This is a genomic window from Mesorhizobium sp. CA14 (assembly GCF_020165195.1).
In the GTDB taxonomy this organism is placed as follows: domain Bacteria; phylum Pseudomonadota; class Alphaproteobacteria; order Rhizobiales; family Rhizobiaceae; genus Mesorhizobium.
In genome coordinates, this window is the sequence record NZ_JAIUHR010000002.1 from 168,018 (window position 1) to 183,816 (window position 15,799).

At 63.6% G+C, this 15,799-nt stretch carries 14 protein-coding genes; 7 read left to right on the forward strand and 7 right to left on the reverse strand.

Going from position 1 to position 15,799, the window contains the following annotated elements; translation table 11 throughout:
* The first annotated feature begins 24 nt into the window (after nt 1-24).
* Nucleotides 25-240 carry a hypothetical protein gene (locus tag LB565_RS03050; RefSeq protein ID WP_224581698.1) on the forward strand — a complete coding sequence of 72 codons (216 nt, stop codon included), beginning with the start codon at nt 25-27 and terminating at the stop codon, nt 238-240.
* Between the two features lie 99 nt (nt 241-339).
* Here LB565_RS03050 and LB565_RS03055 read toward each other — a convergent pair whose 3' ends face one another.
* Nucleotides 340-744 carry a hypothetical protein gene (locus tag LB565_RS03055; protein ID WP_224581699.1) on the reverse strand — a complete coding sequence of 135 codons (405 nt, stop codon included), beginning with the start codon at nt 742-744 and terminating at the stop codon, nt 340-342.
* A 276-nt stretch (nt 745-1,020) separates the two neighbouring features.
* The gene (locus tag LB565_RS03060) at nt 1,021-1,557 is read right to left on the reverse strand and encodes an OmpA family protein (protein WP_224581700.1); all 537 of its coding nucleotides are present in this window, start codon (nt 1,555-1,557) and stop codon (nt 1,021-1,023) included.
* Between the two features lie 192 nt (nt 1,558-1,749).
* Between LB565_RS03060 and LB565_RS03065 the strand changes: the two genes are divergently transcribed.
* Nucleotides 1,750-2,310, forward strand: a complete 561-nt coding sequence (locus tag LB565_RS03065; protein WP_224581701.1) for a DUF6931 family protein — start codon at nt 1,750-1,752, stop codon at nt 2,308-2,310.
* A gap of 759 nt (nt 2,311-3,069) precedes the next feature.
* On the opposite strand, the gene LB565_RS03070 is transcribed toward LB565_RS03065, so the two are convergent.
* The 5 genes from LB565_RS03070 to LB565_RS03090 all read right to left on the reverse strand — a co-directional run bounded on the left by LB565_RS03070 (nt 3,070) and on the right by LB565_RS03090 (nt 10,959).
* Nucleotides 3,070-5,619 (reverse strand): caspase family protein, encoded by a 2,550-nt coding sequence (locus LB565_RS03070; RefSeq protein ID WP_224581702.1) that lies wholly within the window; start codon nt 5,617-5,619, stop codon nt 3,070-3,072.
* Nucleotides 5,620-5,987: 368 nt separating this feature from the next.
* Nucleotides 5,988-7,085 (reverse strand): alcohol dehydrogenase family protein, encoded by a 1,098-nt coding sequence (locus LB565_RS03075; RefSeq protein WP_224581703.1) that lies wholly within the window; start codon nt 7,083-7,085, stop codon nt 5,988-5,990.
* 161 nt (nt 7,086-7,246) lie between these two features.
* On the reverse strand, nt 7,247-8,626 hold the full coding sequence (locus LB565_RS03080; RefSeq protein ID WP_224581704.1) for an aspartate aminotransferase family protein: 1,380 nt from the start codon (nt 8,624-8,626) through the stop codon (nt 7,247-7,249).
* 36 nt (nt 8,627-8,662) lie between these two features.
* Nucleotides 8,663-10,156 (reverse strand): NAD-dependent succinate-semialdehyde dehydrogenase, encoded by a 1,494-nt coding sequence (locus LB565_RS03085; RefSeq protein ID WP_224581705.1) that lies wholly within the window; start codon nt 10,154-10,156, stop codon nt 8,663-8,665.
* Between the two features lie 317 nt (nt 10,157-10,473).
* Nucleotides 10,474-10,959 carry an Lrp/AsnC family transcriptional regulator gene (locus LB565_RS03090; RefSeq protein WP_224581706.1) on the reverse strand — a complete coding sequence of 162 codons (486 nt, stop codon included), beginning with the start codon at nt 10,957-10,959 and terminating at the stop codon, nt 10,474-10,476.
* 83 nt (nt 10,960-11,042) lie between these two features.
* On the opposite strand from LB565_RS03090, the gene LB565_RS03095 reads away from it, so the two are divergent.
* From LB565_RS03095 to ehuD, 5 genes are all read left to right on the forward strand, one after another.
* A complete protein-coding gene (locus LB565_RS03095) occupies nt 11,043-12,428 on the forward strand; it encodes a PLP-dependent aminotransferase family protein (RefSeq protein ID WP_224581707.1) in 1,386 nt (461 codons plus the stop codon).
* A gap of 136 nt (nt 12,429-12,564) precedes the next feature.
* On the forward strand, nt 12,565-13,350 hold the full coding sequence (gene ehuA, locus LB565_RS03100; RefSeq protein WP_263488332.1) for an ectoine/hydroxyectoine ABC transporter ATP-binding protein EhuA: 786 nt from the start codon (nt 12,565-12,567) through the stop codon (nt 13,348-13,350).
* A gap of 147 nt (nt 13,351-13,497) precedes the next feature.
* Nucleotides 13,498-14,298, forward strand: coding sequence for an ectoine/hydroxyectoine ABC transporter substrate-binding protein EhuB (gene ehuB, locus LB565_RS03105; protein WP_246679127.1), 801 nt, complete (start codon nt 13,498-13,500; stop codon nt 14,296-14,298).
* A 165-nt stretch (nt 14,299-14,463) separates the two neighbouring features.
* Nucleotides 14,464-15,123: an ectoine/hydroxyectoine ABC transporter permease subunit EhuC gene (gene ehuC, locus LB565_RS03110; protein WP_095765846.1), complete on the forward strand. Its 660-nt coding sequence runs from the start codon at nt 14,464-14,466 to the stop codon at nt 15,121-15,123.
* Nucleotides 15,124-15,139: 16 nt separating this feature from the next.
* A complete protein-coding gene (gene ehuD, locus LB565_RS03115; RefSeq protein ID WP_224581708.1) occupies nt 15,140-15,799 on the forward strand; it encodes an ectoine/hydroxyectoine ABC transporter permease subunit EhuD in 660 nt (219 codons plus the stop codon).

Consider the following 15,799-nt stretch of genomic DNA (forward strand, 5'->3'; position numbering starts at 1 on the left):
TGGAACATTTCAGGGGATTCGACGTTGCCGGCCATGGTCAAAAAACAATCCAACGACAACTGTTCATACTTCGAATTCGGCGTCATGCGTGAAGCGTTCAGGCGCTGGGTCGATGAGGATAAGGTTCCTGAAGATCAATGGCGGCCGCGCGCGACGAAGCTGGTCCGTATCATGACCGGGGACGATTACGTCGACCCCAACATAGTCGAATGGATCATGCGTAAAAAACCCCAGCGCTGAGGGGGATCGGCGCTGGGGTTCTGTGGGCATGTACGCTGTACCGGCATGGCCGAATATCAGCCTGGGCTAATATCGTAAACGAGTGGTAAATCGCTTCCCTTAATTATGCCGTGAAGGCCTCGGCTGTACGAGGTTTCCGTCGATCGCGTTGGGCAAATGCGGGTGTGTAGTCGCTTTGATCGATCCCGTTGTGATCGCGTCGGCGGGCGGGAGGATCACCATCTGTCCCTTATGGTGGTCCGGCCAAATCGGCTGGGTGGCGAAAAAGAAAGCGGCTCCGACAACACATGCCAGCAACAGGGCGGCGAACAGGTTTGCAATGATTTCGCCAAGCTGCATGCGGGCACTTTCCTGACAAAGAAACACCCGCCGCTTCGCAGGTCGCGGCGGGTGTTTTCTTCTTGCAATCGCAACCGGCGATGAAGGGACGATGCTCGCCAGTCTGAGATCCAAATGGAATAGCTGGCGGTTTGTTTCAGCCGATGGACCATTGCGCAGCAACATCCGACTTCGGTCGGAATCGAAGGTCGAGGGGAACGAGAAGAAGAGCTGCCGACAGCCTGGACCCAGCGGATGAAGGCGGCATCCTTGCCGGCGATATGCCTTGCCAAATCAGCTAACTGGCCCCGCCGGAGATGGGCAGCGTCTACGGTCTCGGCGACCATGTGTTGCTGAAGGCCCGCCCTGATATTGCGGCGGGCGGCGCGCTTTAGAATGCGAGCCCAGCCTGTCGGCAAGACCCTATCGGCAGTTCGCTAAGAACTGATCGGCGCCGGCGGCCTATTCCGTCCTGATCCGCATTTCCACGCGGCGGTTCACCGGGTCGTAGGGATTGGCGACGCGCGGGTGCGACTTGCCGAGGCCGATCGCTTCGAGCCGCGCCGATTCAACGCCGTTCGCTTCGAGGAAGGCGGCCACCGATTGCGCTCTCCGCTGCGACAGGTCCTGGTTGTAGCGATCCGTGCCGGTCGCGTCGGTGTGGCCTTCGACGACGAAGCTGAACGTGCTCAGCCGATTGTCCTTCAGCGCCTTGGCGAACTCGTCCAGCTCCTTGCGCGCGGTCTGGTCGAGTTGGGCCGAGTCCAGGGCAAAATTGATCATCATGTCGAGCCCGGCCTTCTGGGGCGGTGCCTCGTTCTTCTCCGCCTTGCTCTTGCACTCTTCCTCCGTGCCGACGCAGATGCCGCGCGACGCGCCGAGGTTGCTCTGGCCGGCGAAGAATTTTACGATGTCTTCCGATTTCTGAAGCGGATCGGCGTAAACGTGCGTTGAAAAAAGCACGGCCGCCAATGCCAAGGCTGAGCTGCCCCACCGCATGACCGTCACTCCTGTTTGAACGGGCCTGTTTGAACGGGTTTTCGCTGGCGCGGACTATATCAAATCTTGAAACGATTGTCTGTGAACAAGCGCACGTTGCGAATGGCTGCGGCCTGCTAGAGGTTGGGGCTTGACCGCCGCTTAGCCGCGGGTTTCAGTGCTATTTGTGCCGGTGCTCGGGGTGTGGCAGCGATGGCCAATGAACTCGGATACAGAACGGCGAGGGATCTGTTTCTTGCCTGTCCCGCGATCGCCCGGGACATGAAATCGCCAGCCGCCGCCCAACCCCCGTTGGAATTCTGCCGCGCCTTGCTCGCCGGGCGCGTGCCGGAGGAAGCCGTCACATTTTGTGCCTACCTTCTGCCGGAGCGCGCAGCGGTCTGGTGGGGACATGAATGTCTGAGCAATGTCGCCGAGCTCCTTGCCGAAAGGGATCTCGAGTTGCTCGCTCTCGTCAATGACTGGGTGGGCGAGCCTGGCAATCCCCGCCATCGGGCAGCGCTCAGCAGCGCCGTCGGTCCGTCGCCAGCGACGCCGGCTGCATGGATTGCCCTGTCTGCGGCGTGGCGTGACCCGACCTTCGATATGCTGTCGACCGGATTTCCCGCCGCCCACGCCGTCAATGCCGGGATCCTGGCGGGGCTGGCCCGCGTCTCGACCGCGGACCGCTTTGGCGTGCTTTCGGCCTTCGTCGAAATGGGCATCCAGATGGTGGAGATGGAGGCGCAGCGCCAATCGGTCGACGCGTATTAGACTAGGGCTTTTCGCCGGACAGGACCGGAACGTCTCTAATCCACGGTCATTTGCAGCCGCCTTGCGCCCACCTGGCCAAAGCGACCTTGAAGCGGGTGCCAAGTGATGCTGTAGGCGCAGCACGGAAACGTCGTTGGCGGTGAAATTCTTCGCCTGCTCGCAGAGCCGCGTCTCGTTCTACTCGTGACAGCCGTCGCAGTGCTTGCCCTGCCAGACCGATTTGTCGAGGCCTTCGACCGGACTGAAAAGCAGCTCTCCCTTGATCAACTGGGCTATGCTCTTGCCGTCGATCGCTGTGTATTTGCCAGAATGCGGCGAACTCGAGCATGGGAACGCCCCGCTAGGACAACCATCTCGATAACGGCACGTGACCCGGGCATAGAGCACCTGCCCTTGTTTGGCGAGCGGTTCCAGCGGGCTCGATAAGTGGCCCTCCCGCGGCTATCGAGTGCTCATCCCCAGCCACCTCCGCCGCCTCCACCGCTGCCCCCGCTACCGCCTCCGCCGCCTATCGGTGCAATGACAGGCGCGGTTTCGGTCTGAACGGGCTTGATCAGTTTCTTGGCGGTGACTTTCTTGCGCTCGACGACTTTTGGCGCGGTCGTCGTGCGAACAGCCTTCGTCCTGTGCTTCTCCGTCGGGGCCGGCTCGACCCTGGGCGTCACGGTCGTGCAGCCTGCGACCGCGAGAGCACCGGATAGGATTGTTGCGACGATTGCGTGTTTCGATGCCCAGCCCACAACATTGCCTCCTTGCTGATCAGAACAGGTCCCGTCGCGGATTGGCTTGTTCCCAGACCGCCCTGGCCGTCTTGACCAGTTGATCGTCCAACGAGCCATCCGCCGAAATCTTGGATTTGAGTTCTCCACGCATCTGTTTCAGAGCCGCTGTCTTCGCCTTGGCTCCAAATTTCGCGAGCGTCGCCTTTGCGTCCGGAATCTCGTTGCGAAGATCGAGCGCGGCCGCGAAAGCAAGATAGCGCGCGGCCACCGCCTGGTCCGCCTTGTCGCCTCTTTGCATCTCCAGCGCCGCGCGATCATATGCAGCCGACTGATCGCCGCGATCGGTCGCCAGCTCGAACAGCCTTTGCGCTTCTGCCAAATCCTGCTGCACGCCGACACCGTCCCTGTACATGCGTGCAAGGCTGCCGGGGGCATAGGGCTGGCCGAGATCCATCGACTTCTGGAACAGCGTGAGTGCGGTCTTGGGGTCCTTCTCGACCCCGATGCCGGCGAGATAATTGCGGCCAAGCAGATTCATCGAATACATGTCCTGCCGCTCGACGCCAGCCTTGAGGAAGGCCACGGCGCGAGCCGGATCGGCCGGCACGCCGTTGCGGCCTTCGGTGAAGATCGCCGCAAGGTCGTTCATCGCATAGGTATGGCCCATCGCCGCCGCTTTGAGCAGCAGGTCAAGCCCCTTGCCGGTGTCGCGATCGACGCCGTAGCCGTTGAACAAGGCGCGGCCCCATGAGGTCATTCCATAGGGGTCGCCCTTGTCGGACGCTGCCGCGTAGAAAATGTTGGCCTGCTTGCGGTTGGCGGGCATACCGGTGCCGGTCGCGTTGAGGTAGCCGAGCTCGAACACCGCGCGGACATGCCCCTTGTCGGCAGCCTTCTGGATGGACTTCTTCGCTTCCTCGACCTTGCCGGCGGCGAGCAGCGCGCGGCCGAGTTCGTAGTGGAAGCGCGCGACGTCGGGATAGGCCTTCACCGCCGCCCGGCAGGCCTCCACCGCGCCGGCGCCGATCTCGTTCGGCAGCAGGCCGGGGACGACGCCCTGCAGGTCCAAGGGTTCGCCTGCCTGCGTGTCGCAAGGGTCGACGCTCGGGGAAAGCTTCATCGTCGCCGGCTTCGATGACGTGTTGTCAGCCGTGATCTCGAAGCCGACGATCAAGGGCTTTGCGGCGCCTATCTGCGGTTCATAGCGCAGTTGATCGACTTCATTGGCCATCAGGCTCGATTGGGGCGACAAGGTCCGGTCCGGTAGGGACAGCGTCCCGGTTGCCGGATAGCTCGCGAGCTTCACGCTGACGCCCGAATCCTTGGTCGGGACATCCAGCTTCAGCGGCACGGGGCCGACACCGACCGGAATCTTGACGTCGCGGTTCTCGATCGCCTCGGCGGCGCCGGCGATGTGGATGCCGCGCTCCACCACCTCCTGCTTCTGTTCGGACTCCAGCGAGGCCACGAGTTGCTTGCCCGCGGCACCCTCGCCATTCTTGACCCGGAACACCAGTATGCCCTGCGATCCGCCGCCCCATTCGTCATGCGCGGCATAGGCCAGCATATCGACCTGATCCTCGGCGTCGGCGCCCTTCGGCACATCCATCGCGAGTCGCGGCAGATCCTTGCCGTCTATCGGCTCGCCCGTTGCCACCGGCTTACCGTCCAGGATCAGACGCCCCAGTGCCGGCGGCCTTTCGATGCTGATGGTGACCGCGCCGCCGTCGACATCGACCGGAACCGGCAGGTCGAGCGCGACCGGTCCGACGCCCGAGGGCACGGTCTTTTCCAGCACCGGCGGCAAAGCCGGCCGGTTGGCGCGGCGCATCAGCACCACCTCGTCGATCAGCGAGGAATTCTCCCACGGAACCTGCGCGCCCTTGGTGGCCTCGACCACGTCGCGGCGGACGGCCGCCATGACCGAGCGTATCTCCTGGTTCGGCGCCAGTGCGCGGCGGGAGAAGGCGGATGAAAACGGGCTGAGATCGCCGGACCCGTCATAGGCGACGGCGCCGGGTTCCGTGGCGAAGGCGATCAGCGTGTTCAGCGAGCTTTTCACCTGCGCAAGGCCAGTGTCGCCGGCCGCGATCAACTGGTCGCGCAGCCAGTAATCCTTGCGCGGGAACGGGTTGTTGCGGCAGGCGTCGAGGATGATGACCTGAATCTTCGATTTGGCGCGCAATTGCTGAAGGACGTCGTCCAGTTTGACCGCCTGGACCTCGATGTCGGCCGCATTCTTGAGCGACGCGTCGACCGGGATCAGGAAATTCTCGCCGCCGATCTGAAAGCCGTGGCCGGAATAGTAGACGACCGCCAGATCGGCGCCGTCCGCCGCCGCGAGATAATTGCGGAACTCCTTTTCGAACTGGAGCTTGGTGAGGTCCTTGGCGACGAACACATCGAAGCCGGCCAACCGGAACGTGCTCGACACGTCTTCCGCATCCTTGTCCGGATTCTTCAGGGCCGGGATTTCGCGGTATTCGGAATTGCCGATGACAAGCGCAACCCTTCGATCGGCGTGCGCCTGCACAGTCGTGAGGCCCACGAGGATCAAGGCTGCAATCAGCGCGCAGCATCGCAGCATGGCAAAATTCCTAACTGCTATTCATCCTGTCGGCCACAAGAACGCAGCTTGCGGCATCGTGGTCTGTTAAAGACTTCACAATCTGCCAAGACGGCAAGGAGACGCGCCTGCCGATGGCAAGACAGATCGCATATCCAATAGACTGCTAAAATAACTCAGAGGCCCGGTCGCCGCAATGACCTGGGCAAGCGCATCGCCGCCGTTCGGCGCAGGACTGCCATCAGCGAGCCATGCCTCCGCGCAGCGCTGCCTGTCTGTGACGCCACAGCGTTTCATGGAAACGGCGAAACCGCCCTATCTTTTTTTTTGCAATTCCGGGCGGAAGGCTACGGCGAACCGCCGAGCCCAAGCCGGCGCTCTTTCCTGGGTCAGGCGCCGCTCCACATCGCGTCCGGCACCACCACCAGCTTGCCGACGAAATCCTTGCCCATGAAGTCCGTCTGGGCGCGGTGGAAATCCGATAGTTTGTAGACGCCGCCGACCAGCGGCCTGATCTTCTTTTCCTCGATGTAGCGGACGATGCGGCGGAAATCGGCGCGCGTGCCCTGGCTCGAGCCGTGTAGCTGGAGCTGCTTCAAATACATGGTGCGGAGGTCCAACTGCACGACCGGGCCGGCAATGGCGCCGGCCGTGGTGTAGCGGCCTTCGGGCCGCAGGATGCGTAAGAGGTCGTTGAAGATGGCGCCGCCGACGAGGTCGGCCACCACGTCTATGGGCTGGCCATTCGTCGCTTCGTTGACGGCGGTGAGCAGGTCGGCCACGCCGCGCGTGATCACCTTCTCGGCGCCGATGTCGAGCACCGCCTGTTCCTTGCCCTTGCCGACGACGGCGTAGGGGATGGCGCCGCGCGCCCTTGCCAGTTGCACGATGCCGGAGCCGACACCGCCGGAGGCGCCGGTGACCAGCACACGCTCGCCGGCCTTCAGGCCCGCGCGCTCCAGCATCTGCTCGCCGGTGAGATAGGCGCAGCAGAAGGTGGCGAGCTCGACATCGCTGAGATCGGTGTCGACGACATGTGCGTTCTCGGCCGGCAGCGCCTGGTATTCGGCATAACCGCCGTCACGGCCGTGGCCCATATAGTCGATGTCGGCCAGCGAATCGTCGTCGCGGTTGTAGATCGAGAAGTCGACTATGACGCGCTCGCCGATGCGCTCCGCGGGCACGCCGTCGCCGACGGCGACGATCGTGCCCACCGTGTCGGTGCCCTGGATGCGCGGAAAGGTCAGCGTGTTGCCTTGCCGGCGCCAGGTAGACACCGCCCCGGCATCTTCCTCCGTGCCATAGGCGCCCTGGCGCACCCAGACATCGGTATTGTTCATGCCGCAGGCGCTGACCTTGACCAGCACCTCGCCGGCGGCCGGCGCGGGTACGTTCACATCGGTGCGGTAGACGAGCTTCTCCAGGCCGCCATGGCCCGTAAGCTGCACGGCGGCCATGGTGGCGGGAACGGTGGGATAGGACTTCATAGATGTTACTTCCAACTGTGCAGGTTGGCGCTGCCCCTCACCCTCTCCCCGTGAAAGACGGGGAGAGGGGTTCGCCGACGCCGGAGCTTGTCCCTTCTCCCCGTCCTTTACGGGGAGAAGATGCCGGCAGGCGGATGAGGGGCAGCGCCAACGACCAAAAATCAGAGAGCTGAGAGCACGCTGTTCACGGCGTCGGCGGTCTTTGCGACGATGATGTCGGCTTCCTCGCGCGTCAGGCAGAGCGGCGGCGCGAAACCAAGGATGTCGCCCTGCGGCATGGCGCGGCCGATGACGCCGCTGGCGGCAAGCGCGGTAGCGATCTGCGGCCCCACTTTAAGCGCCGGATCGAAGAAGACGCGATCGTCGCGATCTTTCACGAACTCGATCGCGGCCAGCATGCCGTCGCCACGCACCTCGCCGATGTGCTTATGGCCACCAACGGCCTTGGCAAGCTCGGCTCGGAAGTAAGCTCCGGTCTCGCCGGCGTTCCGCACCAGATCCATCTCGTCGATCAGCTCGAGATTGGCCACACCCGCGGCAACGCAGATCGGGTGCGCCGAATAGGTCCAGCCATGGCCGAGCGAGCCGAGCTTGTCGGAACCCTTGACCAGCACCTGCCAGACCTTGTCGGAAACGATAACGCCGGAAAGCGGCGCATAGGCCGAGGTCAGGCCCTTGGCGATGGTGATCAGGTCCGGCTTGATGCCGTAATGGTCGGAGCCGAACATCGTGCCGAGACGGCCGAAGCCGGTCACCACTTCGTCGGCGACGAGCAACACGTCGTATTTGTTGAGCACGGCCTGGATCTTTGCCCAATATCCGGCCGGCGGCGGAACGATGCCGCCGGTGCCGAGGATCGGCTCGCCGATGAAGGCCGCGACTGTGTCGGGACCTTCGGCCAGGATCATCTCTTCCAGCTTGTCGGCGCAATATTGCGAGAACTGCTCCTCGCTTATCGAGCGGTCGGCATGGCGGAAATAATAGGGCGCCTCGGTATGCAGGATCGGCGCGCGCGGCAGGTCGAAGGCGTTGTGGAACAGCTCGAGCCCGGTCAGCGACCCGGTCATCACGCCCGAGCCGTGATAGCCGCGCCAGCGCGAGATGATCTTCTTCTTCTCCGGCCGCCCGAGGACGTTGTTGTAGTACCAGATCAGCTTGATGTTGGTCTCGTTGGCATCGGAACCCGAGAGGCCGAAATAGACTCGGCTCATGCCTTTCGGCGCGCGGTCGATGATCATCTTGGCCAAAGTGATCGAGGCCTCTGTGCCATGCCCCACATAGGCATGGTAATAGGCGAGGTTCCTGGCCTGCTCGGCGATGGCATCGGCGATCTTCTGACGGCCATAGCCGACATTGACGCAATAGAGGCCGGCGAAGGCATCGATGCTCTTCTTGCCACTGTTGTCCCAGACAGTGACGCCTTCGCCGCCGGCCATGATGCGGGCCGGCGATTCACCACGCGCATGCGTGCCCATATGCGTCGAGGGATGGAAGAAGTGGTCGCGATCCCAAGCCGAGAGTTCGTTGGATTGTTCGAGCATCTTTTTTCTCCTTGTTCGGATCCTGCCGGCGCTCGCTCAGGCGACATCCAGGCAAAGGTATTTCAAATCGGTGAAGGCTTCGAGGCCGTGGCGCGAGCCCTCGCGGCCGATGCCGGATTGCTTGACGCCGCCGAAGGGGATCGGCGCGCCGGTGATCTTGACCCGGTTGATCGCGACCATGCCGTATTCCAGGGCGCGGCCCATGCGCGCCTGGCGCGCGCCGTTTTCGGTGACGACATAGGCGACCAAGCCGTATTCCGTGGCATTGGCCCGGGCGACGACTTCCGCCTCGTCGTCGAACGGCGTCACAGCCGCCACAGGGCCGAAGGTTTCTTCGTGCATGATCAGCGCTTCGTCCGGCACATCGGCGAGCAGCGTCGGCTGATAGAACAGCGGGCCGGCCGCGTGACGCTTGCCCCCGGTCAGGCAGCGCGCGCCGTGGGTGAGTGCATCGGCGACTTGCTCCTCGATCTTCTTGACCGCACGCTCATGCATCAGCGGTCCGATATCGGCGTCTGTCGATAGACCATTGCCGATGCGGAGTTGCTCGATACGGCGCGCGAAAGCGGCGCAGAAGCGATCATAGATCGGCCGCTGCACATAGATGCGGTTGGCGGCGAGGCAATCCTGGCCGGAAGTGGCGAATTTGGCATCGAGCGCGATCGTGACGGCCCTGTCGATGTCGGCGTCGTCGAAGACGATCAACGGCGCATGGCCGCCGAGCTCCATGACTAGCCGCTTCATCGTCGGCGCGCTCTGCGCGGCGATCAGCCGGCCGACTTCGGTCGAACCGGTGAAGCTCATGGCGCGGACCCGCGCATCGGCGCACATCGCGCCAACGATGGTGCGCGCATCACCCGTGATGACGTTGAAGACGCCTGCCGGCAGCCCGGCGCGCTCGCCGAGCTCAGCCAGCGCCAGGGCCGACAACGGGGTCTCCGAGGACGGATGCGCCACCACCGTGCAGCCGGCAGCGAGCGCCGCGGCCGCCTTGCGGGTGAGCATGGCCGACGGAAAATTCCACGGCGTCACGACGCCGACCACGCCGAGCGGTTCTCGGCGCACCGACATCTCGGCATTCGGCAGATGGCTGGTGACGCTTTCGGCGTTGAGGCGTTTTGCTTCCTCGGCATACCACTCGACAAAGGACGCGGCGTAGTCGATCTCGCCAAGCGATTCCTTCAATGGCTTGCCCTGCTCGAGCGTCATCAGCAGCGCCAGATCGTCCTTGGCGGCGACGATCAGATCGAACCATTTTCGCAGGATTTTCGAGCGCTCCTGCGGCAGGAGTGCACGCCACGCAGGAAACGCACGGGATGCTGCGTCGATCGCCTTCGTCGTTTGGGCGGCATCGAGCGCGGCAACAAAGGCGACGGTGGCTCCGGTCGCAGGATCGGTGACTTCAAAACTTGCCGCCGCTTCGCTCGCCGTCCAGTGGCCATCGACATAGGCGAGCGCGCGCAGCAGCCGGCGATCGGCGAGGCGGTCGAGCGCGTCATGGTGGTTGGTACGAGCAAAATGCGCGGACATCAGTCAAGTCTCCCGGTGCCGAGGCGATATGGAGAGACTAGTCGTGCTATCGAGACAAAGGGGCTGTTTCGGCAAGCTGACAGAGAGAGATTGTCTCTATTGGCCGGCGGAAGCAGACGATCTCTCTAGCTCGACGGCTGAGGCAAAGTTCCCCCTCACCCGGATTGCCAACCGAATTGCGAAGAGCAATTCGGGGCAATCCGACCTCTCCCGAGGGGAGAGGAGGAAGCGAGCGCCGGCGCCAAATCTCTTCTCCCCTCGGGGAGAAGGTGGCCGCGAAGCGGCCGGATGAGGGGGCCTTCGCCGAGACATCACCCTTATTCCGGCAGCAGATCGGCCACCGGCAGGACGGTCTCGTCCTTGACCGTCTTGGTGACTATGTAGGTGAAGTAGCGGTCGATGCCGATCTCGCGCTCAAGCAAGCCGTCGACCAGCCGCTGATAGGCGTCGATGTCGCGCGCCATCACCTTCAGCACGTAGTCGACGCCGCCGCCCATCGACCAGCAGGCGACGATCTCCGGAACATCGCGCACCACCCGCTCGAAACGGTCGAAGTCAGCCTGGCGGTGGTTGGCCAGGGTCACCTCCATCAGCACCGTCGCCACCGGCGCGATAACGCGTATGGCCACCGAGGCATGATAGCCGGAGACGATGCCGGCTTTCTCCAGCTTGCGCAGCCGCATCCAGCACGGCGTCGGCGACAGGCCGACCTTCCCGGCCAGCGCCAGCTTGGTGATGCGCCCGTCGCGCTGGATGGCATCGAGAATCCTGAGGTCGATCGGGTCGAGTTTCGCTGCCGCCATGCGGGATCCGCCTTTCGTTGCGGACACCATGACGGTGCATTATTTCGATTGTCAATTGCACTGATTTCGATCTCTAATAAGTCATGACATTATGGCAGCCAGATCCTGCTCTCATCCGCCGGCCGGCCTATCTCTCGCTGGCCGACCAGTTTGCGCGCGCCATCCATGACGGGCGACTGGCCAACGGCACGCGGCTGCCGACGCATCGACGGCTGGCGGACGACCTGAAGCTTTCGGTGCAGACCGTCAGCCGCGCCTATGAGGAATTGATCCGCCGCGGGCTGATCTCCGGCGAGGTCGGCCGCGGCAGTTTCGTGCAAACGCAGCGTCGCGAGCCCGAACCGCCCTACATCCCGGAGCGGCTGGGCGAGGTCATCGACCTCTCGATCCTGAAGCCGGTCTGCGAGCCGATGCATCTGGAGAAATTGAAACAGGCGCTGGGGTGGCTGGCCGAGAACCTGCCGCCGAGCTCGGCGCTGTCGTTCCGGCCGAACATGGTTTTCCCGCGCCACCGCGCAGTCGCGGTCGAATGGCTGAAGCTTTGCGGGCTGGAGGCGTCGCCCCAGAATATCAGCCTGACCAACGGCGCCACCGCCGGCATGACGGTGGCGCTGATGAGCGTCGCGCCGCCGGGCTCGACGGTCGCTACCGAGGCGATCGGCCACCACACGCTGATCCCGCTTGCCCGCTATCTCGGCTTCAACCTCGAGGGCCTGCCGATCGACGACAACGGACTCATCCCCGAAGCGCTCGATGAGGCCTGCCGTCTCTCGGACATCCGCGCCGTCTTCGTCCAGCCCTCGGTGATCAACCCGACGGCGACGTTGATGGACGCCGCAAGGCGCGAGCAGATCGCGGCGGTCGCCCGCAAGCACGATATTGCCATCATCGAGAACGACGTGCTCGGGCCGCTGGTCGAAGGCCGGCCTCCGGCCGTCGCCGCCTTCGCGCCGGAGCGAACGCTCTACGTCACCTCCTTCACCAAAATCGTCGTGCCAGGCCTGCGCATCGGCTATCTCGCAGTCCCGGACCGTTATGTGGCCGCCGTCGCCAATCGTCACCTCGTCTCGAACTGGATGGCGACGCCGATGGTGGCGGAAATCGCCACCCGCTGGGTGAATGACGGGACAGCGATGGAGCTGGTCAACTGGCAGCGCGGCGCGCTGAGACGCCGGCAGGAGATCGCCGCGGAAGTGCTCACGGGTGTCGACTATCGCTGTCATCGCGACGGGCTGCATCTGTGGCTCGAGCTGCCGGGCGACCGGGCCGAGGAGAGCTTTGTCGCGCAGGCGCGCCTGCGTGGGGTGGCGATCGCGCCAGGCACCTCGTTCCGCATTGCCGGCTCGCCCTGGCGCCCGGCCGTGCGTATCTCGCTCGGATCGACCACCGAGGGGGAACTGCGGGCGGGCTTGAGCGTTGTCGCCAAACTGCTGCTCGGCGATCCGGAGCATCTCCTGCTCGCCATCTGATGCACAAAGGAAGCTCAGATTGCCCTGAAATTGCGGCGTGCCGGAAATATTGTCATGATATTATTTTCCCAATTGACATGATTTGGCACGTTTCGCATCGTTAAGGGCATAGGCTTCTCCAGAACGGGGACATGGATTGCCCGCGCCCATCATCAAGGTTGATGCGATTTCGAAGAGCTTCGGCGCCTTCAAGGTGCTGGACGGCCTGTCGATGCAGGTCATGCCCGGCGAGAAGCTGGCGCTGATCGGTCCGTCCGGCTCAGGCAAGACGACGATCCTGCGCATCCTGATGACGCTGGAGAAGATCGACGGCGGCCATATCCAGGTCGACGGCGAACAGCTCTACCACATGGAGCGCAATGGCCAGCTGCTGCCGGCCGACGAGCGGCACCTGGCCAGGATGCGCCAGAAGATCGGCATGGTCTTCCAGCTGTTCAATCTCTTCCCGCACAAATGCGTCATGGACAATGTGACCCTGGCGCCGATGCTTACCAAGGGCGTCGCGCGCGTCGCCGCCGAGAAGCGGGCGATGGAACTGCTCGACATGGTCGGGCTTGCGGACAAGGCGAAGGCGATGCCGGCGCAGCTCTCCGGCGGCCAGAAGCAGCGCGTGGCAATCGCAAGGGCGCTGGCGCTGTCGCCCAAGATCATGCTGTTCGACGAGGTCACCTCGGCGCTCGATCCGGAGCTCGTCGAGGAAGTGCTCAACGTTATGCGCAAGCTCGCCGCCGAGACCGACATGACGATGCTTCTGGTCACTCATGAGATGGGCTTCGCCCACGACTTCGCCGACCGCGTGCTGTTCTTCGACCGCGGCAGGATCGTCGAGGAAGGCAAGCCCGATGAGATTTTCCGTCATCCCAAACAGGAAAGAACACAGAGCTTCCTGAAGAAGATCATCGCGGCCGGACATCGCGTCTGACCGCAATGCAGACGGGCGGCGCAAGCCGTCCACGGGCGGCAAAAGGCCGTCCCGAACCTAAGGCAAACCAAGAAGACAAACAAGGAGTTGGGAACGATGAAGAAACTTGGCATTCTGGCTGGCGTCGCCGGCCTCGCGATCACCGCGATGCTGCTCGCCCCCGGCGCGCGGTCGGCGGATGACGCCAAGCTGGAGCAACTCAAGCAGCAAGGCTTCGCCCGCGTCGCCATCGCCAACGAGCCGCCCTATACGGCGGTCGCGGCCGACGGCAAGGTTTCGGGCGCGGCACCCGACGTGGCGCGCGAGATCTTCAAGCGTCTCGGCGTCAACGACATCGTCGCTTCCATCTCCGAATATGGCGCGATGATCCCCGGCCTGCAGGCCGGCCGCTTCGACGTCGTCACCGCCGGCCTGTTCATGAAGCCGGAGCGCTGCGCGGCGGTCGCCTATTCCGAGCCGGTGCTTTGCGATGCCGAAGCGATGCTGGTGAAGAAGGGCAATCCGAAGGGCTTCAAGAGCTATGAGGACATTGCCAAGGACAGCTCCGCGACGGTCGGCGCGCCGGGCGGCGGCACCGAGGAGAAGCTGGCGCTCAATGCCGGCGTGCCGCGCGATCGCGTCATCGTCGTGCCGGATGGCCAGAGCGGCCTGAAGATGGTGCAGGACGGCCGTATCGACGCTTATTCGCTCCCCGTCCTGTCGATCAACGACCTGATGAAGAAGGCCAACGATCCGAACCTCGAAGTGATCGCGCCGGTGCAGGGCGCGCCGGTCTATTGCGATGGCGCGGCCTTCAAGAAAGGCGACGAGGCGCTGCGCGACGCCTATGACGTCGAGCTCGCCAAGATGAAGAAGTCCGGCGAGTTCGCCAAGATCATCGAGCCCTACGGCTTCTCCGCCAAGGCGGCGATGTCGACGACGCGCGAGAAGCTCTGCGCAGCGAAGTAGGACACGGCCTTACCTTCTCCCCGTTCAACGGGGAGAAGGTGTCACGAAGTGACGGATGAGGGGCGGCGCCAGCATTTCAAGGTTAGCGCTGCCCCTCATCTGCCTACCGGCATCTTCTCCCCGTAAACGGGGAGAAGGAAGCTAACCGCAAAACGTTGGAACCTAATGACCCAGTGGTCCGGCTATCTCGGCCTGATATTGCAGGGAGCGCTTGTCACCATCGAGCTGACGCTGATGGGGTCGGTGCTTGCGCTGATCATGGCCTTCCTTGCCGGCATGGGGCGCGTGTCGCGCTTCTTCATCATCCGCGCGCTGGCGACGACCTACATCGAATTCTTCCGCGGCACCTCGATCTTCGTGCAGCTGTTCTGGGCCTATTTCGTGCTGCCCTTCGCCGGCCTGTCGCTGACGCCGCTGCAGGCCGGCGTGCTGGCGCTGGGCTTGAATGTCGGCGCCTATGCGGCGGAAGTCGTGCGCGGTGCCATCCTGTCGGTCGGCCGCGAGCAATACGAAGCCTGCACGGCGCTCAATCTCGGCCGCTGGCAAGGCATGCGCCATGTGATCCTGCCGCAGGCGCTGCTGGTCATGCTGCCGACCTTCGGCAACAACGCGATCGAGTTGCTCAAGGCGACCTCGGTCGTCTCGCTTATCTCGCTCGCCGACCTGACCTTCCAGGCGCAGGTGGTGCGCTCGCAGACCGGCAGCACGCTGATGCCCTTCCTTTCCGTGCTGGTCATCTATTTCGCGCTGGCGCTGATCATCTCCTGGGGCATTCGCACGCTGGAGCGCCGCATGGCGCGCGGCCTCGACGGAGTGCGTGTCTGATGGAATGGGTCAAATAATGGACTGGGATTGGAACTTCGTCCGGGAGATTATGCCGACCCTGATCCAGGGGGTGAAGATCACCATCCTGGCGACGGTGCTCGGCTCGGTCCTGGCGGCGATCGTTGGGCTTGGGATCGCGCTGGCGCGCCGCTCGGAGAACCGGATCGTTGCGCGCAGCGTCGGCTGGTTCGCCGAGTTCATCCGCGGCACGCCGCTCCTGGTGCAGCTCTATTTCATCTTCTACGTGCTGCCCGATATCGGCATCCTGCTGCCGCCGCTGGTGGCGGGCGTCATCGGGCTCGGCCTGCATTACGGCACCTACACGGCCGAGGTTTACCGCGCCGGCATCGACAATGTGCCGCGCGGCCAGTGGGAAGCTGCCAAGGCCTGCAATCTGGGCGGCCGCCATACCTGGACGCACATCATCCTGCCGCAGGCGATCCCGCCGATGATCCCGGCCTTGGCCAATTATTTCATCGCCATGTTCAAGGAGACGCCGCTACTGTCGGCGATTACCGTGCTGGAGCTGATGAACCAGGCCAAGAGCGTCGCCAACACCTATTACCGCTACATCGAGCCGATGACGCTGGTCGGCGCCTTCTTCCTCGTCATCAGCCTCTGCTCCGTCGTGCTGTTGCGCTGGCTGGAGCATCGCTACGGCAGGATCGAAAGATGA

What these genes read in the sequence shown, in the direction of transcription:
- LB565_RS03075 (WP_224581703.1), bottom strand. Translation starts at nt 7,085, where the DNA reads ATGAAGTCCTATCCCACCGTTCCCGCCACCATGGCCGCCGTGCAGCTT.
- ehuD (WP_224581708.1), top strand. Translation starts at nt 15,140, where the DNA reads ATGGACTGGGATTGGAACTTCGTCCGGGAGATTATGCCGACCCTGATC.
- ehuB (WP_246679127.1), top strand. Translation starts at nt 13,498, where the DNA reads ATGCTGCTCGCCCCCGGCGCGCGGTCGGCGGATGACGCCAAGCTGGAG.
- LB565_RS03070 (WP_224581702.1), bottom strand. Translation starts at nt 5,619, where the DNA reads ATGCTGCGATGCTGCGCGCTGATTGCAGCCTTGATCCTCGTGGGCCTC.
- LB565_RS03090 (WP_224581706.1), bottom strand. Translation starts at nt 10,959, where the DNA reads ATGGCGGCAGCGAAACTCGACCCGATCGACCTCAGGATTCTCGATGCC.
- ehuC (WP_095765846.1), top strand. Translation starts at nt 14,464, where the DNA reads ATGACCCAGTGGTCCGGCTATCTCGGCCTGATATTGCAGGGAGCGCTT.
- LB565_RS03095 (WP_224581707.1), top strand. Translation starts at nt 11,043, where the DNA reads ATGACATTATGGCAGCCAGATCCTGCTCTCATCCGCCGGCCGGCCTAT.
- LB565_RS03065 (WP_224581701.1), top strand. Translation starts at nt 1,750, where the DNA reads ATGGCCAATGAACTCGGATACAGAACGGCGAGGGATCTGTTTCTTGCC.
- LB565_RS03055 (WP_224581699.1), bottom strand. Translation starts at nt 744, where the DNA reads ATGTTGCTGCGCAATGGTCCATCGGCTGAAACAAACCGCCAGCTATTC.
- LB565_RS03080 (WP_224581704.1), bottom strand. Translation starts at nt 8,626, where the DNA reads ATGCTCGAACAATCCAACGAACTCTCGGCTTGGGATCGCGACCACTTC.
- LB565_RS03060 (WP_224581700.1), bottom strand. Translation starts at nt 1,557, where the DNA reads ATGCGGTGGGGCAGCTCAGCCTTGGCATTGGCGGCCGTGCTTTTTTCA.
- LB565_RS03085 (WP_224581705.1), bottom strand. Translation starts at nt 10,156, where the DNA reads ATGTCCGCGCATTTTGCTCGTACCAACCACCATGACGCGCTCGACCGC.